Source organism: Pseudomonas sp. AM14(2022) (genome assembly GCF_036346455.1).
In the GTDB taxonomy this organism is placed as follows: domain Bacteria; phylum Pseudomonadota; class Gammaproteobacteria; order Pseudomonadales; family Pseudomonadaceae; genus Aquipseudomonas; species Aquipseudomonas putida_A.
This window is the reverse complement of the sequence record NZ_JAOTNY010000024.1, coordinates 1-20,088: the sequence shown is the minus strand read 5'-3', so window position 1 is coordinate 20,088 and position 20,088 is coordinate 1. Positions and strand designations below refer to the sequence as shown.

At 59.6% G+C, this 20,088-nt stretch carries 20 protein-coding genes; 14 read left to right on the top strand and 6 right to left on the bottom strand.

All coding sequences use genetic code 11. The features are described 5' to 3' along the window. Positions 1–92: 92 nt before the first annotated feature. Both pyrC and rnt read left to right on the top strand, forming a co-directional pair. The gene (gene pyrC / locus V3W27_RS26820; protein ID WP_330207963.1) at positions 93–1,139 is read left to right on the top strand and encodes a dihydroorotase; all 1,047 of its coding nucleotides are present in this window, start codon (positions 93–95) and stop codon (positions 1,137–1,139) included. Next, positions 1,136–1,813 (top strand): ribonuclease T, encoded by a 678-nt coding sequence (gene rnt, locus V3W27_RS26815; protein ID WP_007963973.1) that lies wholly within the window; start codon positions 1,136–1,138, stop codon positions 1,811–1,813. Before pyrC ends, rnt begins: the two co-directional genes overlap by 4 nt. A 75-nt stretch (positions 1,814–1,888) precedes the next feature. On the opposite strand, the gene V3W27_RS26810 is transcribed toward rnt, so the two are convergent. After that, positions 1,889–2,491, bottom strand: a complete 603-nt coding sequence (locus V3W27_RS26810) for a peroxiredoxin (RefSeq protein ID WP_330207962.1) — start codon at positions 2,489–2,491, stop codon at positions 1,889–1,891. Positions 2,492–2,804: 313 nt separating this feature from the next. Here V3W27_RS26810 and V3W27_RS26805 point away from each other — a divergent pair, with 313 nt between their 5' ends. Both V3W27_RS26805 and bfr read left to right on the top strand, forming a co-directional pair. Then, on the top strand, positions 2,805–3,023 hold the full coding sequence (locus tag V3W27_RS26805) for a bacterioferritin-associated ferredoxin (RefSeq protein ID WP_003227725.1): 219 nt from the start codon (positions 2,805–2,807) through the stop codon (positions 3,021–3,023). Positions 3,024–3,223: 200 nt separating this feature from the next. Continuing rightward, a complete protein-coding gene (bfr, locus tag V3W27_RS26800; RefSeq protein WP_207964909.1) occupies positions 3,224–3,697 on the top strand; it encodes a bacterioferritin in 474 nt (157 codons plus the stop codon). Positions 3,698–3,829: 132 nt separating this feature from the next. On the opposite strand, the gene grxD is transcribed toward bfr, so the two are convergent. The 3 genes from grxD to V3W27_RS26785 all read right to left on the bottom strand — a co-directional run bounded on the left by grxD (position 3,830) and on the right by V3W27_RS26785 (position 6,799). Next, positions 3,830–4,171, bottom strand: coding sequence for a Grx4 family monothiol glutaredoxin (gene grxD, locus V3W27_RS26795; RefSeq protein ID WP_003227729.1), 342 nt, complete (start codon positions 4,169–4,171; stop codon positions 3,830–3,832). A 97-nt stretch (positions 4,172–4,268) separates the two neighbouring features. Continuing rightward, positions 4,269–6,374 carry a molybdopterin oxidoreductase family protein gene (locus tag V3W27_RS26790; protein ID WP_330207961.1) on the bottom strand — a complete coding sequence of 702 codons (2,106 nt, stop codon included), beginning with the start codon at positions 6,372–6,374 and terminating at the stop codon, positions 4,269–4,271. Positions 6,375–6,508: 134 nt separating this feature from the next. Then, on the bottom strand, positions 6,509–6,799 hold the full coding sequence (locus tag V3W27_RS26785; RefSeq protein ID WP_027612069.1) for a hypothetical protein: 291 nt from the start codon (positions 6,797–6,799) through the stop codon (positions 6,509–6,511). 404 nt (positions 6,800–7,203) lie between these two features. On the opposite strand from V3W27_RS26785, the gene argF reads away from it, so the two are divergent. Together argF and V3W27_RS26775 are read left to right on the top strand one after the other, a co-directional pair. Beyond that, on the top strand, positions 7,204–8,124 hold the full coding sequence (argF, locus tag V3W27_RS26780; RefSeq protein ID WP_095136949.1) for an ornithine carbamoyltransferase: 921 nt from the start codon (positions 7,204–7,206) through the stop codon (positions 8,122–8,124). Further along, entirely contained in the window at positions 8,121–9,230 is a 1,110-nt protein-coding gene (locus V3W27_RS26775; protein WP_330207960.1) for an ABC transporter ATP-binding protein, read from the top strand. Before argF ends, V3W27_RS26775 begins: the two co-directional genes overlap by 4 nt. Positions 9,231–9,351: 121 nt before the next feature. Here V3W27_RS26775 and V3W27_RS26770 read toward each other — a convergent pair whose 3' ends face one another. Further along, entirely contained in the window at positions 9,352–10,134 is a 783-nt protein-coding gene (locus V3W27_RS26770; protein ID WP_123588589.1) for a PhzF family phenazine biosynthesis protein, read from the bottom strand. Between the two features lie 95 nt (positions 10,135–10,229). Then, positions 10,230–10,700, bottom strand: coding sequence for a Cys-tRNA(Pro) deacylase (gene ybaK, locus V3W27_RS26765; RefSeq protein WP_003227741.1), 471 nt, complete (start codon positions 10,698–10,700; stop codon positions 10,230–10,232). A 362-nt stretch (positions 10,701–11,062) separates the two neighbouring features. Between ybaK and V3W27_RS26760 the strand changes: the two genes are divergently transcribed. The 8 genes from V3W27_RS26760 to V3W27_RS26725 all read left to right on the top strand — a co-directional run bounded on the left by V3W27_RS26760 (position 11,063) and on the right by V3W27_RS26725 (position 20,077). After that, positions 11,063–11,914 carry an MIP/aquaporin family protein gene (locus V3W27_RS26760; protein WP_330207959.1) on the top strand — a complete coding sequence of 284 codons (852 nt, stop codon included), beginning with the start codon at positions 11,063–11,065 and terminating at the stop codon, positions 11,912–11,914. A gap of 78 nt (positions 11,915–11,992) precedes the next feature. Continuing rightward, positions 11,993–13,495, top strand: a complete 1,503-nt coding sequence (gene glpK, locus V3W27_RS26755; protein WP_202368930.1) for a glycerol kinase GlpK — start codon at positions 11,993–11,995, stop codon at positions 13,493–13,495. Between the two features lie 238 nt (positions 13,496–13,733). Then, positions 13,734–14,489, top strand: coding sequence for a DeoR/GlpR family transcriptional regulator (locus V3W27_RS26750; protein ID WP_007916700.1), 756 nt, complete (start codon positions 13,734–13,736; stop codon positions 14,487–14,489). Positions 14,490–14,810: 321 nt separating this feature from the next. After that, positions 14,811–16,346 carry a glycerol-3-phosphate dehydrogenase gene (gene glpD / locus V3W27_RS26745; RefSeq protein ID WP_330207958.1) on the top strand — a complete coding sequence of 512 codons (1,536 nt, stop codon included), beginning with the start codon at positions 14,811–14,813 and terminating at the stop codon, positions 16,344–16,346. Positions 16,347–16,811: 465 nt separating this feature from the next. Further along, on the top strand, positions 16,812–17,738 hold the full coding sequence (locus V3W27_RS26740) for a glutamate/aspartate ABC transporter substrate-binding protein (RefSeq protein WP_027612076.1): 927 nt from the start codon (positions 16,812–16,814) through the stop codon (positions 17,736–17,738). Positions 17,739–17,928: 190 nt separating this feature from the next. Next, positions 17,929–18,675 carry an amino acid ABC transporter permease gene (locus V3W27_RS26735; RefSeq protein ID WP_027612077.1) on the top strand — a complete coding sequence of 249 codons (747 nt, stop codon included), beginning with the start codon at positions 17,929–17,931 and terminating at the stop codon, positions 18,673–18,675. Continuing rightward, the gene (locus tag V3W27_RS26730; protein WP_007963949.1) at positions 18,675–19,346 is read left to right on the top strand and encodes an amino acid ABC transporter permease; all 672 of its coding nucleotides are present in this window, start codon (positions 18,675–18,677) and stop codon (positions 19,344–19,346) included. Before V3W27_RS26735 ends, V3W27_RS26730 begins: the two co-directional genes overlap by 1 nt. Continuing rightward, positions 19,343–20,077 (top strand): amino acid ABC transporter ATP-binding protein, encoded by a 735-nt coding sequence (locus V3W27_RS26725; RefSeq protein WP_007963947.1) that lies wholly within the window; start codon positions 19,343–19,345, stop codon positions 20,075–20,077. Before V3W27_RS26730 ends, V3W27_RS26725 begins: the two co-directional genes overlap by 4 nt. Positions 20,078–20,088: the final 11 nt, after the last annotated feature.

The following is a 20,088-nucleotide window of genomic DNA, read 5'->3' as shown; positions in this document are numbered from 1 at the left end:
ATCGGAAGGTTCCTGCAAAACTTGATAGCGGGTGCCTGCAAGAGTCTTTTCCGGTAGCATTCCCCTCAGTTTGACCCGCCTGGAATCCCCTCATGTCCGACCGCCTGACCCTGCTGCGTCCCGACGACTGGCACATTCATCTTCGCGATGGTGCCGTGTTGACCAATACCGTTGCCGATGTTGCGCGCACCTTTGGCCGCGCCATCATCATGCCCAACCTGGTACCACCGGTGCGCAACGCCGCTGAAGCCGACGGCTATCGCCAGCGGATTCTCGCTGCCCGCCCGGCCGGCAGTCGCTTCGAACCGCTGATGGTGCTGTACCTCACCGACCGCACCCAGCCTGAAGAAATTCGTGAGGCCAAGGCCAGCGGTTTCGTGCACGCCGCCAAACTGTACCCGGCCGGCGCCACCACCAACTCCGATTCCGGCGTGACCAGCATCGACAAGATCTTCCCGACGCTGGAAGCCATGGCCGAAGTCGGCATGCCGCTGCTGATCCATGGCGAAGTCACCCGTGGCGATGTCGACGTCTTCGACCGCGAAAAGATTTTCATCGATGAACACATGCGCCGTGTCGTCGAGCGTTTCCCGACGCTCAAAGTGGTGTTCGAACACATCACCACCGGCGACGCGGTGCAGTTCGTCAACGAGGCTTCGGCCAACGTCGGCGCCACCATCACCGCGCATCACCTGCTGTACAACCGCAACCACATGCTGGTGGGCGGGATTCGGCCGCACTTCTATTGCCTGCCGATCCTCAAGCGTAATACCCATCAGGAAGCCCTGCTCGACGCCGCCACCAGCGGCAGCGCGAAGTTCTTCCTCGGTACCGACTCGGCGCCGCACGCCCAGCACGCCAAGGAAGCCGCCTGCGGTTGCGCCGGCTGCTACACCGCGTACGCCGCCATCGAGCTGTATGCCGAAGCCTTCGAACAGCGCAACGCGCTGGACAAGCTCGAAGCGTTCGCCAGCCTCAACGGCCCGCGTTTCTACGGTCTGCCGACCAACACCGATCGCATCACCCTGGTTCGCGAAGAATGGACCGCCCCGACCAGCCTGCCATTTGGCGAGCTGAACGTTATCCCGCTGCGCGCCGGTGAAAAACTGCGCTGGCGCCTGCTGGAGGAACACGCGTGAGTGAAGACCATTTCGACGACGAACTGGACGGTCAAGGTGGCGGCGGCGGTTCCCGCCACCCAATGGCAGCGCGTTTTCGCGGTTACCTGCCGGTTGTCGTCGACGTAGAGACCGGTGGCTTCAATTCGGCCACCGACGCTCTGCTGGAGATTGCCGCGACCACCATCGCCATGGACGAAAAGGGTTTCGTTTACCCGGACCACACCTACTTCTTCCGCGTCGAACCTTTCGAAGGCGCCAACATCGAAGCGGCAGCGCTGGAGTTCACCGGGATCAAACTCGATCACCCGCTGCGCATGGCGGTCAGCGAAGAAACTGCGCTGACCGACATCTTCCGTGGCATCCGCAAGGCGCTGAAGGCCAACGGCTGCAAGCGCGCGATTCTGGTCGGGCATAACAGCAGCTTCGACCTTGGCTTCCTGAATGCTGCGGTTGCGCGTCTGGACATGAAGCGCAACCCGTTCCACCCGTTCTCCAGCTTCGATACCGCGACGCTGGCCGGTCTGGCTTACGGTCAAACCGTTCTGGCCAAGGCCTGTCAGGCAGCGGACATCGACTTCGACGGCCGCGAAGCGCATTCGGCGCGTTACGACACCGAGAAGACCGCCGAGCTGTTCTGCGGCATCGTCAACCGCTGGAAACAGATGGGCGGCTGGGAAGACTTCGACGACTGATCCTCGTTCGGGCGAATCCCGCGCATAAAAAAACCGGCCACATGGGCCGGTTTTTTTGTACCGCGACGTTGCGCCTTACAGGGCAGCAGCGTTCTCGGTCAGGTAAGCCGCAACGCCTTCTGGCGAAGCGTTCATGCCTTTGTCGCCTTTCTTCCAGTTCGCAGGGCAGACTTCGCCGTGCTCTTCGTGGAATTGCAGAGCGTCGACCAGACGGATCAGCTCTTCCATGTTACGGCCCAGCGGCAGGTCGTTGATGATCTGCGAGCGGACAACGCCCTTGTCGTCGACCAGGAACGCGCCACGGAAAGCCACGCCGCCTTCGGACTCAACGTCGTAGGCCTTGGCGATTTCGTGCTTCATGTCGGCAGCCATGGTGTATTTCACCTGGCCGATGCCGCCATTGTTGACCGGAGTGTTGCGCCAGGCGTTGTGGGTGAAGTGCGAGTCGATCGACACGGCAACCACTTCCACGTTGCGCGCCTTGAAGTCGGCCATGCGGTTGTCCAGAGCGATCAGCTCGGACGGGCAGACGAAGGTGAAGTCCAGTGGGTAGAAGAACACCAGGCCGTATTTGCCTTTGATGGCCGAGGACAGGGTGAAGCTGTCAACGATCTCGCCATTGCCGAGTACGGCCGGGACGGTGAAGTCTGGGGCTTGTTTGCCTACGAGTACGCTCATGGATATCTCCTGGTGAATAACTTGAAGTTCAGGGCCCGGGCCAGCCTGCCACCTTGAGGCGACAGCCCTGTGACACGAACCCTCTTCGCAAGGGCCGACCATCATACACTGCGTTTTTCGCCTGTCCTTAACGGTTTTTTGCCCGAGGCGGATAACGGACCAGCATTTTCGGGGCCAGGCAATTCGCCATTAATCACCGTTCGTCAGTGACCGGCTTTTCGATCGAAAACCATTCAGAAAGCACTTTGACAATCATTCTCGTTAACATTAAGATCCATCGCAATTGAGTCACAACCAGCGACGGTTCTCACTTATGTATGTTTGTCTCTGCACTGGCGTCACCGACGGACAAATCCGCGAAGCGATCTATGAAGGTTGCTGCAGCTACAAAGAAGTCCGCCAGGCCACCGGCGTCGCCAGCCAATGCGGCAAATGTGCGTGCCTTGCCAAGGAAGTGGTTCGCGAAACCCTGACCAAGCTGCAAACCGCTCAGGCTGCGATACCCTACCCCGTAGAATTTACCGCGGCATAATCCCCCTTATTTCAAAGAACCGGACATATGTCCGGTTTTTTTATGCCTGCAAATCAAGCGCTTAGGCGCTAGACGCGGAACACAAACATTCTTATTCAGATTTAATTTCATTTATTATTCAATAACTTAGGTTTGACACTTATAAGTACCAAGCTCAAACTCCGCCTTATATACAGCTAATACAGGGCAGGACTCCCATCATGAAAGGCGACATTACAGTCATCCAGCATCTCAACAAGATCCTTGCCAATGAACTGGTCGCGATCAATCAGTACTTCCTGCATGCACGCATGTATGAAGATTGGGGCCTGAACAAGCTGGGCAAGCACGAGTACCACGAATCCATCGACGAGATGAAACACGCGGACAAGCTGATCAAGCGCATTCTGTTCCTCGAAGGCCTGCCGAACGTGCAGGACCTGGGCAAGCTGCACATCGGCGAGCATACCCGGGAAATGCTGGAATGCGACCTGCGTATCGAGAAGACCGGCCACGCCGATCTGAAAGCCGCCATTGCCCATTGCGAATCGGTTGGCGACTTTGGCAGCCGTGAACTGCTCGAAGACATTCTCGAATCCGAAGAAGAGCATATCGACTGGCTGGAAACCCAACTGGGCCTGATCGATAAAATCGGTCTTGAGAACTATCTGCAATCGCAGATGGGTGAAGAGTAAATAAGCGCCCGCTGAATTCGCGAAACTAAAAAGCCCCGCCCTCTTTCGAGGTCCGGGGCTTTTTATTGGCAAATCCCGGATCAGATGCAGATCCCTGTGGGAGCGAGCTTGCTCGCTCCCACAAAAACCGGATCAGGCTTCGGACTTGGCCGCAGCAGCCTTGGCCGATGCTTCCTTGACCAGAGTCTGCAGCTCACCGTTGGCGAACATTTCAGCCATGATGTCGCTACCGCCGACCAGCTCACCGCCGACCCACAGTTGCGGGAAAGTCGGCCAGTTGGCGTACTTTGGCAGGTTGGCGCGGATTTCCGGGTTCTGCAGGATGTCGACGTAGGCGAACTTCTCGCCACAGCCCATTACAGCCTGCGCAGCTTTCGCGGAGAAGCCACACTGCGGGGCATTCGGCGAGCCTTTCATGTAAAGCAGAATGGTGTTGTTGGCAATCTGCTCTTTAATCGTTTCGATGATATCCATGGAGCACCTCGGCTGAACTTTCCGACTCATGGGTCGGCACGGTGACGCATTGTAACGGAATCCCGAGCGCCATGCTCGGTCTCCCCGACGGTCACGTTCAGGCCGCCGCCACCGTCACCGGTACGCCATTGAGCGCGGCGTTACCCGACAACTCGTCGAGCTGGCATTCATCGGTCAGGTCGTTGGCACTCGATCCCGGCTGCCCACTGGCGATTGCCATTTGCACGCCCGGCCGAGCATGTCCCCAACCGTGCGGCAGGCTGACCACGCCCTTCATCATGTCCAGACTGCCGAGCACCTCGACCTCGATCTGCCCTACCCGCGAGCTGACGCGAACTAACTGACCATCGTTGAGCCCACGGCTGGCGAGGTCATCCGGGTGCATCAGCAATTGATGCCGTGGCTTGCCCTTCACCAGACGATGGTAGTTATGCATCCACGAATTGTTGCTGCGCACATGGCGCCGGCCGATCATCAGCAGCTCATCGGCCGCCGGCGCCTGCAAGGCCGCAAAGCGTGCGAGATCGGCGAGAATTTCCGGCGGCGCAGCCTGCACCCGTTGATTCGGCGTCTTGAGGCGTGCAGCCAGATTAGGCTTCAACGCCCCAAGATCAATCCCGTGCGGATGATCGAACAATGTCGCCAATGACAGCTTTTGCTCGGACGCATCGCCATACAGGCCCATGCGCAGCCCCATGTCGATCATCTTCGCCGGCGGCATCGTCGGTTTCAGTTCCTTGCCAGTCTTCTCGGCAAACGCCTTGGCCAGGCCGACAAAGATCTCCCAGTCGTGTAATGCGCCGTCGGGCTTGGCGAGAATCGCGCGGTTGAAGCGGGTGACGTTGCGTACCGCGAACAGATTGAAAGTAGTGTCGTAATGATCGTTCTCCAGCGCCGAGGTCGACGGCAGGATCAGGTCGGCGTAACGCGTGGTCTCGTTGATGTACAGGTCGATGCTGAGCATGAACTCCAGGCCATCCAGCGCCTGTTCCAGTTGCCGGCCGTTTGGCGTCGACAACACCGGATTGCCGGCCACGGTGATCAGCGCGCGAATCTGCCCTTCACCTTCGGTGAGCATCTCTTCAGCCAGCGCCGACACCGGCAGCTCGCCGCCGTACTCGGGTCGCCCGGAGACCCGGCTTTGCCATTTGTTGAAATGCCCGCCCGAGGTCGATGCCACCAGATCCACCGCAGGCTCGGTGCACAACGCTCCGCCAACCCGGTCGAGGTTGCCGGTGACCAGATTGATCAACTGCACCAGCCAGTGGCACAACGTGCCGAACGCCTGAGTCGAAACGCCCATGCGCCCGTAGCACACCGCGCTCGGTGCCGCCGCGAAATCGCGCGCTAGTTGGCGGATCTGCTCGGCTGGCACGGCGCACAGCGGGCTCATGGCTTCGGCAGTGAACGTGGCGACGGCTGCGCGCACTTCATCAAGGCCATCAACCGGCAAGTGACTGTCACGGGTCAGGCCTTCGCTGAAAAGCGTATTGAGTAAGCCAAACAACAGCGCCGCGTCGCCACCCGGCCGCACAAACAAGTGCTGATCGGCGATAGCTGCCGTTTCGCTGCGCCGTGGATCGACCACCACCACTTTGCCGCCGCGGGCCTGAATCGCCTTCAGGCGTTTCTCGACATCCGGCACGGTCATGATGCTGCCGTTGGATGCCAGCGGGTTGCCGCCGAGGATCAGCATGAAATCGGTGTGATCGATGTCCGGGATCGGCAGCAGCAAGCCATGGCCGTACATCAGGTAACTGCTCAGGTGATGCGGCAACTGATCGACCGAAGTCGCCGAGAAGCGATTGCGCGTCTTCAGCAGGCCGAGAAAGTAGTTGCTGTGAGTCATCAGCCCATAGTTGTGCACGCTCGGGTTGCCCTGGTAGACCGCAACCGCATTCTGCCCGTGACGCTGCTGAATCGCCGCCAGACGCTCGGCCACCAGTGCGAAGGCTTCGTCCCACTCGATCGGCAGCCATTCGCTGCCGACCCGGCGCATCGGCTGGCGCAGGCGGTCGGGATCATTCTGGATGTCTTGCAGGGCCACGGCCTTGGGGCAGATGTGCCCACGACTGAACGTGTCGAGCGCGTCCCCCTTGATCGAGGTGATCGCGACGTTGCCATCGGTTTCGGTGGTCTCGATGGTCAGGCCGCAGATGGCTTCGCACAGGTGGCAGGCACGGTGATGGAGAGTCTTGGTCATGGCCAGTCTCTGTCTTGTTCTGGGCAGGCAATCAGGCCCGCGGGAACAAAACTATGGCCCCGGCGCAGATCCTGCGCCAGCGACGTTCGTCTTGTGAATCGACGGTTATCAGGCGAGCCGATACACCGCCATGTTCAGTTCGACGGCAGCTGCGGCGGCGCGGCCAACTGAATTTCCTGAATGGTTTCGATCTGCTCGTGGGCGACGTGCACGCCGGTGAGTTCGCCGATCAACCGCCAGTGCTCGTCGAGCCCGGCACTGATGGTCGCCATGCGATCGATCATGTGGCGGCCCGCGGTCTTGACCACTTCGTCCTCGCTGCGCAGCAGCTCGAAAGACATCGAAGTGACCGACGCGGTGAGATGGGTCAGTGAGCGAGCTGTGTGGCCCAGCAGTTCCATTAACAGTTTTTCTTTCGATTCCATGCGGAGGCTTCCTGCGTCGCTCGAAACTTATTTATAACCCAGCACTTTGCTTTAGCAAATGTTTCAGTCTGAGCATCCGACCAAGTGATGGCATGGCGCCACGGTCGCAAACCGACCTGATCCACATGATCCCCGCCACGCCGCATTGCCAAGCCCGGCGAGGCCGGTGTACAAAGAGGCTCGCTGCTGTCCTGAACCCGGCTTCAAATGCGCGGCTGTAACATCCAGTGCGCTCTCCGAATCCCGCAAAAACCGTAGCCTATTGGCGTAACGCGACATTTAGTGTCAATATCGCGCCTTCCCCTATTTCGTCGCCCCGTGCGGCTTACGCCGCAGGTCTCGCCCGTTGTTCCGTTAAACAAGGCTTTGAGCATCTGCGGTCTGTAGCAAAAAGGTAGTCAATGATGAGCGCAAGGCACTTTCTCTCCCTGATGGATTGCACGCCCGAAGAGCTGGTCAGCGTGATCCGTCGAGGCGTTGAGCTCAAGGACCTGCGTAACCGCGGCGTACTGTTCGAGCCGCTGAAAAACCGCGTCCTGGGGATGATCTTCGAGAAGTCCTCGACCCGTACCCGGATCTCCTTCGAGGCCGGCATGATCCAGCTCGGTGGCCAGGCGATCTTCCTCTCGCCACGCGACACCCAGCTGGGCCGTGGCGAGCCGATCGGCGACTGCGCCATCGTCATGTCGAGCATGCTCGACGCGGTGATGATCCGTACCTTTGCCCACAGCACCCTGACCGAATTCGCCGCCAACTCGCGCGTGCCGGTGATCAATGGCCTGTCCGATGACCTGCACCCGTGCCAGTTGCTGGCCGACATGCAGACCTTCCTTGAGCACCGTGGCTCGATCCAGGGCAAGACCGTGGCCTGGATCGGCGACGGCAACAACATGTGCAACAGCTATATAGAAGCGGCGATCCAGTTCGACTTCCAGTTGCGCGTTGCCTGCCCGCAGGGCTACGAGCCTAATCCGGAATTTGTTGCCCGCGCCGGCGATCGCGTGACCATCGTCCGTGATCCGCAGGATGCCGTGCGCGGTGCGCATCTGGTGAGCACCGATGTCTGGACTTCGATGGGTCAGGAAGAGGAAACTGCCAAGCGCCTGAAGTTGTTCGCTCCGTTTCAGGTGAACCGCGCCCTGCTCGATCTGGCGGCCGAAGATGTGCTGTTCATGCACTGCCTGCCGGCGCACCGCGGTGAAGAAATCAGCCTCGACCTGCTTGATGACCCGCGCTCCGTCGCCTGGGATCAGGCAGAAAACCGTCTCCACGCACAGAAGGCCCTGCTCGAGTTCCTCGTCGAACCGGCATATCACCACGCATGAGCCATGAATTACTGCTGAATCTGCGCAACCTTGCTTGCGGCTATCAAGATCAACGCGTGGTGCAGAACCTCAATCTGCACCTCAACGCCGGTGACATCGGCTGCCTGCTCGGCTCGTCCGGCTGCGGCAAGACCACCACCCTGCGCGCGATTGCCGGTTTCGAACCGGTGCACGAAGGGGAAATCACTCTGGGCGGCGAAACCATTTCCAGCGCCGGTTTCACCCTGGCGCCGGAGAAACGCCGGATCGGCATGGTGTTCCAGGACTACGCGCTGTTCCCGCACCTGAGCGTCGCAGACAACATCGCCTTCGGTATCCGCAAGCACCCGAACAAGGCGCGCGTCACCGAGGAGCTGCTGGAACTGGTCAATCTGAAGAATCTAGGCAAGCGCTTTCCCCACGAGTTATCGGGTGGCCAGCAACAGCGTGTCGCCCTCGCCCGGGCACTGGCGCCGGAGCCGCAATTGCTGCTGCTCGACGAGCCATTCTCCAACCTCGATGGCGAACTGCGGCGCAAGCTCAGCCACGAAGTGCGCGACATCCTCAAGGCCCGTGGCACCAGCGCGATTCTGGTGACTCACGATCAGGAAGAAGCCTTCGCCGTCAGCGATCATGTTGGTGTATTCAAGGAAGGTCGCCTGGAGCAGTGGGACACGCCCTATAACCTCTACCACGAGCCGGCGACGCCGTTTGTCGCCAGCTTCATCGGTCAGGGGTATTTCATTCGCGGCCAGCTCGGCAGCCCGGAATCGGTGCAGACCGAGCTCGGCGAACTGCGCGGCAACCGCGCCTACACCTGGCCGGTGGGCGGTGCGGTGGATGTATTGCTGCGTCCGGATGACATCGTTTATGCGCCGGACAGCGGGTTGAAAGCGCGGATCGTCGGCAAGACTTTCCTGGGTGCCTCGACCCTGTATCGCCTGCAACTGCCGACCGGTGCGCAGCTGGAATCGATCTTCCCGAGCCATGCCGACCATCAGGTGGGGGCGGAGGTGGGGATTCGCGTAGCGGCTGAACATCTGGTGTTGTTCCAGGCATCGGGCAGCACTGCCGCGCAAATCCCGGCTGCGGAAAACGGCGTCCGCCGCTACAGCACCGCCCTCTGATCCGCCCCGGATCAAAACTGTGGGAGCGGGCTTGCTCGCGAATGCGGTATATCAGCCACCATCATCGTTGACTGACACCCCGCATTCGCGAGCAAGCCCGCTCCCACAGTTGGTTTTGGGTTCAACCCAGGATCAGCGTGCCGCTGGCCACCAGTGTCGCATTCCCGCCGATCTTCACCCGCTCCCCCTCCAGCCGACAGAACAACTCTCCGCCCCGCGCCGAACGCTGGCACGCGGTCAAACTGGATTTGCCCAAACGTTTCGACCAGTACGGAATCAGGCTGCAATGCGTCGAACCCGTGACCGGATCTTCGTTGATGCCGATTGCCGGGGCGAAGTAGCGCGAAACGAAATCGTGCTGATTGCCGCGCGCCGTCACGATGGCGCCGAGCCACGGCAGTTTCGCCAGCGCTACCATGTCCGGCTTGCAGTCGAGCACTGCCTGCTCCGACTCCAGCACCACAAACAATTCATTGGAACCGAGCACATCCACCGCCTCGACGCCCAGCGCGCGCTCGACATCCAGCGTCACGCCAATTTCTGACGGCACAATCGACGGGAAGTCCAGCCATAGGCGATCGCCCTCGCGGCTGACGCTAAGCGGCCCGGACTTGCAGATGAAGTCCAGCCGCTCGGCATTTTCCTTGTAGACCTCGAACAACACATAGGCGCTGGCCAGTGTGGCATGCCCGCACAGCGGCACCTCGGTGGTCGGGGTGAACCAGCGGATGTGCCACGCCGCGCCTTCGCGCACCACGAACGCGGTTTCTGCCAGATTGTGTTCGGCAGCGATCTTCTGCATCAAATCGTCCGCGAGCCATGCATCGAGCCGATACACCATCGCCGGGTTGCCACTGAACGGCCGATCACTGAACGCATCAACCTGATGAAATTCGAGCTGCATAACCTTCTCCCTGAGTGAGTCGGCAGAGCATGCAGCCACGCTGCGCTCAGCGCCAGTGACAGAACCGGGCAATTTTCTTCATACAGAACGCAAGTTCATGCACGACCGATGTCGGCAAATTTGGCCTGGGTGTGTTCAGCCAGAACCGCCGGCGCCAATTCGACTTCCAGACCACGTCGGCCGGCACTGACATAAATAGTCGCAAAGCCTTGGGCCGAGTTATCGATGAAGGTGCGCAGACGCTTCTTCTGCCCCAGCGGACTGATGCCGCCCAACAGGTAACCGGTGGAACGCTGTGCCGCAGCCGGGTCAGCCATTTCGACTTTCTTGACGCCCGCCGCGTGTGCCAGACCTTTGAGATCAAGACTTCCGACGACCGGCACCACCGCCACCAACAATTCACCTTTTTCGCTGGCAGCGAGCAGCGTCTTGAACACCTGCGCCGGCTCCAGCGCCAGTTTCTCGGCGGCCTCCAGCCCATAGGACGCGGCCTTGGGGTCATGTTCGTAACTGTGCACGCGATGTTCGGCACGAACTTTTTTCAACAAGTCCAACGCAGGGGTCATGGCAGCTCCAGGTTCGGCATCAACAGAAAAATCCTGCGCCGGATTCTAGGCCATCACCTCGCAAAAGGCTCTAGCGCAAGCCCCGTTTTCCGGGCTTTGCAGGCAAATCGCCGGGCTACCGCCTCCTTCCTCCGCAGGATCATTCAGCAGGCTGATAGTTTAATTGTGACCGACGGTTCACTTTCGACCTTTGACAGGTTTGTTTCTTGTCTATATTTTTTCGAATCTGAATAATGTAAGAATTATCATCACCGCAGCACCCAGCAGTAAACCGGGAACAGGATGGGGATCCTGCCCCGGGGAAAATCGCGCCTTGCCCTGACGGCAAACGCGCCAGACAACAACAAAAATCGAGGTTTTCAATGACAACTGCTTTACAGCAACCATCGCTTTCCGGCCAATGCCTGGCCGAGTTTCTGGGGACTGCACTTCTGATCTTTTTCGGCACCGGCTGTGTCGCTGCGCTCAAAGTCGCGGGCGCCAGCTTCGGCCTGTGGGAAATCAGCATCATCTGGGGCGTCGGCGTGAGCATGGCGATCTACTTGACCGCCGGGGTTTCCGGCGCGCACCTGAACCCCGCCGTGAGCATTGCCCTGAGCATTTTCGCCGACTTCGAAAAGCGCAAACTGCCGTTCTATATCCTGTCGCAGATCGCCGGCGCGTTTTGCGGTGCGCTGTTGGTGTACACGCTGTACAGCAATCTATTCTTCGATTACGAACAAACTCACCACATGGTGCGTGGCACCGCCGCCAGCCTTGAGTTGGCCTCGGTGTTCTCGACCTTCCCCAATCCGGTACTGTCCACCGCCCAGGCATTCCTGGTCGAGATGATCATCACCGCGATCCTGATGGGCGTGATCATGGCCCTGACCGATGACAACAACGGTCTGCCTAAAGGCCCGATGGCTCCGCTGCTGATCGGTTTGCTGATTGCCGTCATTGGCAGCTCGATGGGCCCGCTGACCGGTTTTGCGATGAATCCGGCGCGTGACTTCGGTCCGAAACTGATGACTTTCTTCGCCGGCTGGGGTGAAATTTCCTTCACTGGCGGCCGCGATATTCCGTACTTCCTGATTCCGATTTTTGCACCGATTGTCGGTACCTGCCTCGGCGCTGCCGGGTATCGCGGGCTCATCGCCCGTCACCTGACCGGCGCCACACCTGCTACAAAGGATGCAGAACCGGCCATTGACGGCAAACCAAGAACTTCTTGAAACAGTCGGCGCGGGCTCCTGCCCATTTCGAACCCGCGCCCCGGCCCACTCTCCCTTATTTCGTCCAAGGCAATCGACATGACCGACATTCAGAATAAGAACTACATCATTGCCCTCGATCAGGGTACGACCAGCTCCCGCGCGATCATTTTCGACCGCGATGCGAACGTGGTCTGCACCGCCCAGCGCGAATTCGCCCAGCACTACCCGCAAGCCGGTTGGGTCGAGCACGATCCAATGGAAATCTTTGCGACCCAGAGCGCGGTGATGGTTGAAGCACTGGCCCAGGCCGGTCTGCATCACGATCAGGTCGCCGCCATCGGTATCACCAACCAGCGTGAAACTACGGTGGTCTGGGACAAGACCACCGGTCGTCCGGTGTACAACGCCATCGTCTGGCAGTGCCGCCGCAGCACCGAGATCTGCCAGCAGCTCAAGCGCGATGGCCACGAAGAGTACATCCGCGACAACACTGGTCTGGTCACCGACCCGTACTTCTCCGGCACCAAACTGAAGTGGATTCTCGACAACGTCGAAGGCAGCCGCGAGCGTGCGCGCAACGGCGAACTGCTGTTCGGCACCATCGATAGCTGGCTGATCTGGAAATTCACCGGCGGCAAAGTGCACGTCACCGACTACACCAACGCCTCGCGCACCATGCTCTTCAACATCCACTCGCTGGAGTGGGATTCGAAGATGCTGGAAATCCTCGACATCCCGCGCGAGATGCTCCCGGAGGTCAAAGCCTCTTCGGAAATCTATGGTCGCACCAAGAGCGGCATCGCCATCGGCGGTATCGCCGGTGATCAGCAAGCGGCACTGTTCGGCCAGATGTGCGTCGAGCCGGGCCAGGCGAAAAACACCTACGGCACCGGCTGCTTCCTGCTGATGAACACCGGCGACAAAGCGGTGAAATCGCAACACGGCATGCTCACCACCATCGCTTGCGGCCCGCGTGGCGAAGTGGCTTACGCCCTGGAAGGCGCGGTGTTCAACGGCGGTTCGACCGTGCAGTGGCTGCGCGATGAACTGAAGATCGTCAACGACGCTCACGACACCGAATACTTCGCCAATAAAGTGAAGGACAGCAACGGTGTGTACCTGGTACCGGCCTTCACCGGTCTGGGCGCTCCGTACTGGGACCCGTATGCCCGCGGTGCACTGTTCGGTCTGACGCGCGGCGTGCGCGTGGATCACATCATCCGCGCCGCGCTGGAATCGATCGCCTACCAGACCCGCGACGTACTCGACGCCATGCAACAGGACTCCGGCGAACGCCTCAAGGCCCTGCGCGTGGACGGCGGCGCGGTAGCCAACAACTTCCTCATGCAGTTCCAGGCCGACATCCTCGGCACCCAGGTCGAGCGTCCGCAAATGCGTGAAACCACTGCACTCGGCGCGGCGTACCTGGCCGGTCTGGCGTGCGGTTTCTGGGGCAGCCTCGACGAACTGCGCGGCAAGGCCGTGATCGAGCGTGAGTTCGAACCGAGCCTGGAAGAAGTCGAGAAAGAGAAACTGTACAAAGGCTGGAAAAAAGCCGTCAGCCGCACCCGTGACTGGGCGCGTGAAGACGCTGAATAAGCCAGTCTGAAGACTGACTTAAGCTGTCCAAACAGCGTGAAAGCTTAGCGAGCGAAGGCAAGACAAGGCAAAAACAGGCGAGGACGCGGAGTTTACGGGTTTGTAAATGAGCAGTCCGAGCCTGTTTTTAACGCAGGATTGCCGAGCGCAGTAGCTTTCACGTTGTTTGGAAACTGGTCGGGAGGAGATTCCTGCGTCATCATGGGCAAATTTTGCACGGCAGCCCAAAGGAAGCCCCATGAATCTGCCTCCCCGTCAGCAGCAAATCCTCGAGCTGGTCCGCGAACGCGGCTATGTGAGCATCGAGGAAATGGCTACGCTGTTCGTTGTTACACCGCAAACCATCCGCCGCGATATCAATCAGCTCGCGGAAGCCAATCTGTTGCGTCGCTACCATGGCGGCGCGGCCTATGATTCCAGCGTCGAAAACACCGCCTACGCGATGCGCGCCGACCAGATGCGCGACGAAAAACAACGCATCGGCGAAGCCATCGCCGCGCAGATCCCCGATCACGCCTCGCTGTTCATCAACATCGGCACCACCACCGAATCGATTGCCCGCGCCCTGCTCAATCACAACCATCTGAAGATCATCACCAACAACCTGCACGTCGCCTCGATGCTCAGTGCCAAGGATGATTTCGATGTGCTGCTGACCGGCGGCAACGTGCGCCGTGACGGCGGTGTGGTGGGTCAGGCGAGCGTGGACTTCATCAACCAGTTCAAGGTCGATTTCGCACTGGTGGGTATCAGCGGCATCGACGAAGACGGCAGCCTGCTCGACTTCGATTATCAGGAAGTGCGCGTGTCGCAGGCGATCATTGCCAATGCGCGGCAGGTGATTCTGGCGGCGGACTCGAGCAAGTTCGGGCGCAATGCGATGATTCGATTGGGTCCGATCAGCCTGATCGACTGCCTGGTGACCGATCAGCAGCCGGTGCCGGCACTGGCGCAACTGCTGAGCCAGCACAAGATTCGTCTGGAAGTCGTTTAAACCTTTTGCCCTTCAGTGTTCGTAAAGGCCTCTTCGCGAGCAAGCCCGATCCCACAGGGATGTGAGTCAACCACGAGATTTGTGAGCCCCCTCACCCCACTGTGGGAGCGGGCTTGCTCGCGAAGGGGCAGTTACAAACAACACATCTCCAGCGCTCTTGCGCACATCTCATGTTCGAAAATTTTCTTTTAGCCGCCCTTCGATGAGTTTTTTCAATCGAACGCGACTGGCTGCGCGCGTCTTTATGGGCTACCATTTTCGCAAATGAACATTTATGTTCGATTTCCAAGACAGAAAATCAAAAGAGCCCGAGGCCAGCCGATGTCCACATCTACCTTGCGTACGCCCCCTATCTCCGAGATCTACGACGTTGCCGTGATTGGCGGCGGGATCAATGGCGTAGGGATCGCAGCGGATGCCGCCGGTCGCGGTCTCTCGGTGTTCCTTTGCGAAAAGGATGACCTGGCCAGCCACACCTCGTCGGCCAGCAGCAAGCTGATCCACGGTGGCCTGCGCTATCTCGAACATTACGAATTCCGTCTGGTGCGTGAAGCGCTGGCCGAGCGCGAAGTGCTGCTGGCCAAGGCGCCGCACATCGTCAAGCCGATGCGTTTTGTGCTGCCGCACCGCCCGCACCTGCGTCCGGCGTGGATGATCCGCGCCGGTCTGTTCCTTTATGACAACCTCGGCAAGCGTGAAAAGCTGCCAGGTTCGAAAAGCCTGAAGTTCGGTGCCGACAGCGCATTGAAAAGCGAAATCACCAAAGGCTTCGAATACTCCGATTGCTGGGTCGATGACGCCCGCCTCGTCGTTCTGAACGCCATGGCCGCCCGGGAAAAAGGCGCCCACGTGCACACCCAGACCCGTTGCGTCAGCGCCCGCCGCGCCAAGGGCCTGTGGCACCTGAATCTGGAACGCGCCGACGGCAGCCTGTTTTCGATCACTGCCAAAGCCTTGGTGAATGCGGCCGGCCCGTGGGTCGCCAAGTTCATTCGTGACGACCTGAAAATGGAATCGCCGTACGGCATCCGCCTGATTCAGGGCAGCCACATCATCGTGCCGAAGCTGTACGAAGGCGATCACGCGCACATCCTGCAAAACGAAGATCAGCGCATCGTCTTCACCATTCCGTACCTGAACCACTTCACCCTCATCGGTACCACCGACCGCGAATACACCGGTGACCCGGCGAAAGTGGCAATCACCGACGGCGAAACCGATTACCTGCTGAAAGTGGTCAACGCGCACTTCAAGCAGCAGATCAGCCGCGACGACATCCAGCACAGCTACTCGGGCGTGCGTCCACTGTGCAACGACGAATCCGACAACCCGTCCGCCGTGACCCGCGATTACACCCTGGCATTGTCTGGCGGTGGCGAAGAAGCACCGCTGCTGTCGGTGTTCGGCGGCAAACTGACCACCTACCGCAAACTCGCCGAGTCAGCGATGGCCCAGTTGATGCCGTACTTCACCCAGATGCGCCCGAGCTGGACCGCCACCGCGACCCTGCCCGGCGGCGAAGACATGACCACCCCGCAAGCCTTGAGCGCGCAGATCCGCGACAAGTTCGACTTCGTCCCGACCGAGATCGCCCGCCGCTGGGCCACCACCTACGGCAGCCGCACCTGGCGCATGCTCGAAGGCGTGGAAACCCTCGCCGACATGGGCGAACACATTGGTGGCGGGCTCTACACTCGGGAGGTCGATTACCTGTGCAGCGAAGAATGGGCTTCCACGGCGCACGACATCCTGTGGCGCCGCAGCAAACTGGGCCTGTTCACCACCCCGGCCGAGCAAGAGAAACTGGCGGCTTACCTGGGCAAGGTCGAGCAGAACCGCAAGACTGAAGCGGCCTGACGTTTACAGCGCTTGAAACGAAGCCCCTGAATCTCACGATTCAGGGGCTTTTTTGTTTATCCGGGCTGGCCACTTTACCTGTGGCGAGGGAGCTTGCTCCCGCTGGGTCGCGTAGCGGCCCCATTTATAAAAGCGGGCCTGCTGCGCAGTCCAGCGGGAGCAAGCTCCCTCGCCACAAAGGTCGCGCTGCCGAAAACAACCGACGACAGATCGTTCGGATTTCCGAACGCGACCTCCCGGTCGATTCGGATAACCGGATCAGTTTCATCGAAAAACACCGACACAAAACTTTAATCACCTTATAAATCAAGCCATTAGCCACTATCGACTGCTCTGGCACGACTCATGCTCTACACTCTCTCGACGAATGCCTGCCGTGCCAACACTTCAGGAGCCGTCAGGCATTCGAAGCACAAAAGGGCCGACGAACTGGCTCCATAAAAAAAACAATTCGAGGAAAATTTGATGCGCATCGTTCCCCATATCCTGGGCGCAGCCATTGCGGCCGCTCTGATCAGCACTCCAGTTTTCGCCGCCGAACTCACCGGCACCCTGAAGAAAATCAACGATTCCGGCACCATCACCCTCGCTCACCGCGACAGCTCCATCCCGTTTTCCTACATTGCGGATGCTTCCGGCAAGCCAGTGGGCTACTCCCACGACATTCAAGTGGCCATCGTTGAAGCCCTGAAAAAAGACCTGAACAAGCCAGACCTGCAGGTCAAATACAACCTGGTGACCTCGCAAACCCGTATCCCGCTGATCCAGAACGGCACCGCGGATATCGAGTGCGGTTCCACCACCAATAACGCCGAACGCGCCCAGCAAGTCGACTTCACCGTCAACATCTTCGAAATCGGCACCCGTCTGCTGGTCAAGAAAGACAAGGATGGCAACCCGTCCTACAAAGACTTTGCCGACCTCAAAGGCAAAAACGTCGTGACCACCGCCGGCACCACGTCCGAGCGCATCATCAAAGCGATGAACGCCGACAAGCAGATGGGCATGAACATCATCTCCGCCAAGGACCACGGTGAATCCTTCAACATGCTGGAAAGCGGCCGCGCCGTTGCCTTCATGATGGACGACGCCCTGCTGGCCGGCGAAGAAGCCAAGGCCAAGAAGCCGGACGACTGGGTCATCACCGGTACTCCGCAATCGTTCGAAGCCTACGCGTGCATGGTTCGCAAAGACGACCCGGCCTTCAAGAAGGCTGTGGATGACGCCATCGTCGGCCTGTACAAATCCGGCAAGATCAACGAGATCTACAAGAAGTGGTTCGAAACCGCGATTCCGCCAAAGGGCCTGAACCTCAACTTCCCGATGAGCGACAAGGTCAAGGAACTGATCGCCAACCCGAGCGACAAGCCGGCGCCTGACGTAAAAATCTGATTCCTGACTAACCTTATCCCCTGAGGGAGCCACCCTCCCTCAGGCGTCTGTTACCTGCTGGTTTTACAGTGGAACACTCGACCTGGCGGTTTTCGAGCCGATCGCGTGTGCCCGGCGTTCAACGTCGGACGGGAAAGGATCTTCCCCAAGCGGGTGCTTGTACATCGATCGATTTCGAGGGGAGACCCTAATGAATTACAACTGGGACTGGGGCGTGTTCTTCAAGTCCACCGGCGTGGGCAGCGAGACTTATCTCGACTGGTACATCGCCGGCCTGGGCTGGACCATTGCCATCGCCATCGTGGCATGGATCATCGCCTTGCTGCTGGGCTCCATTCTGGGGGTCATGCGCACGGTGCCGAACCGCCTCGTATCGGGCATCGCGACCTGCTACGTCGAACTGTTTCGCAACGTGCCGCTGCTGGTGCAGCTGTTCATCTGGTACTTCCTGGTGCCCGATCTGCTGCCGCAAAACCTGCAGGACTGGTACAAGCAGGATCTGAACCCGACCACCTCGGCCTACCTGAGCGTGGTCGTGTGCCTGGGTCTGTTCACCGCCGCCCGGGTCTGCGAGCAAGTGCGCACCGGCATCCAGGCGTTGCCACGCGGCCAGGAATCCGCCGCCCGCGCCATGGGTTTCAAGCTGCCGCAGATCTACTGGAACGTGCTGCTGCCCCAGGCCTACCGCATCATCATTCCACCGCTGACCTCGGAATTCCTCAACGTGTTCAAGAACTCCTCCGTGGCGTCCTTGATCGGCCTGATGGAACTGCTGGCGCAAACCAAACAGACCGCCGAGTTCTCGGCCAACCTGTTTGAAGCCTTCACCCTGGCCACGCTGATCTACTTCACCCTGAACATGAGCCTGATGTTGCTGATGCGCATGGTCGAGAAGAAAGTCGCAGTGCCCGGCCTGATCTCCGTGGGGGGTAAATAATGGACTTCGATTTCAGCGGCATCATCCCCGCGATCCCCGGCCTGTGGAACGGCATGGTCATGACCTTGCAACTGATGGTCATGGGCGTGATCGGCGGCATCGTGCTGGGGACGATCCTCGCACTGATGCGCCTGTCGTCCAGCAAACTGCTGTCGCGCGTCGCCGGCGCCTACGTGAACTACTTCCGCTCGATCCCGCTGCTGCTGGTGATCACCTGGTTCTACCTGGCGGTGCCGTTCGTGCTGCGCTGGATCACCGGCGAAGACACCCCGATCGGCGCGTTCACCTCCTGCGTCGTGGCCTTCATGATGTTCGAAGCCGCGTACTTCTGTGAGATCGTCCGGGCTGGCGTGCAGTCGATCCCCAAAGGCCAGATGGCCGCGGCCCAGGCGATGGGCATGACCTATGGCCAGACCATGCGTCTGATCATCCTGCCCCAGGCGTTCCGCAAGATGACCCCGTTGCTGCTGCAACAGTCGATCATCCTGTTCCAGGACACCTCGCTGGTCTACACCGTGGGCCTGGTGGACTTCCTCAACTCCGCCCGCTCCAGCGGCGACATCATCGGTCGTTCCAACGAGTTCCTGATCTTTGCCGGTGTCGTCTACTTCATCATCAGCTTTTCCGCCTCGCTGCTGGTCAAGCGTCTGCAAAAAAGGTTTGCCGTATGATCTCCATCAAGAACATCAACAAGTGGTATGGCGACTTCCAGGTGCTGACTGATTGCAGCACCGAGGTCAAGAAAGGCGAAGTGATCGTGGTCTGCGGTCCGTCGGGTTCGGGCAAGTCGACCCTGATCAAGTGCGTCAACGCGCTGGAGCCGTTCCAGAAAGGCGACATCGTCGTCGACGGCACTTCGATTGCCGACTCCAAGACCAACCTGCCGAAACTGCGTTCGCGCGTCGGTATGGTGTTCCAGCACTTCGAGCTGTTCCCGCACCTGACCATCACCGAGAACCTGACCATCGCGCAGATCAAGGTGCTGGGCCGCAGCAAGGAAGAGGCGACCAAGAAAGGTCTGCAACTGCTCGAGCGCGTTGGCTTGTCGGCGCATGCGCACAAGCACCCGGGGCAACTGTCCGGCGGTCAGCAGCAGCGTGTGGCGATTGCCCGTGCACTGGCCATGGACCCGATCGTCATGCTGTTCGACGAACCGACCTCGGCGCTCGACCCGGAAATGGTCAACGAAGTGCTCGACGTGATGGTGCAACTGGCCCACGAAGGCATGACCATGATGTGCGTGACCCACGAAATGGGCTTCGCGCGCAAAGTGGCTGATCGCGTGATCTTCATGGACGCCGGCAAGATCATCGAAGACTGCCCTAAAGAGGAGTTCTTCGGCGACATCAGCGCCCGCTCCGAACGTGCGCAGCACTTCCTCGAGAAAATCCTGCAGCACTAAAAAACCACACA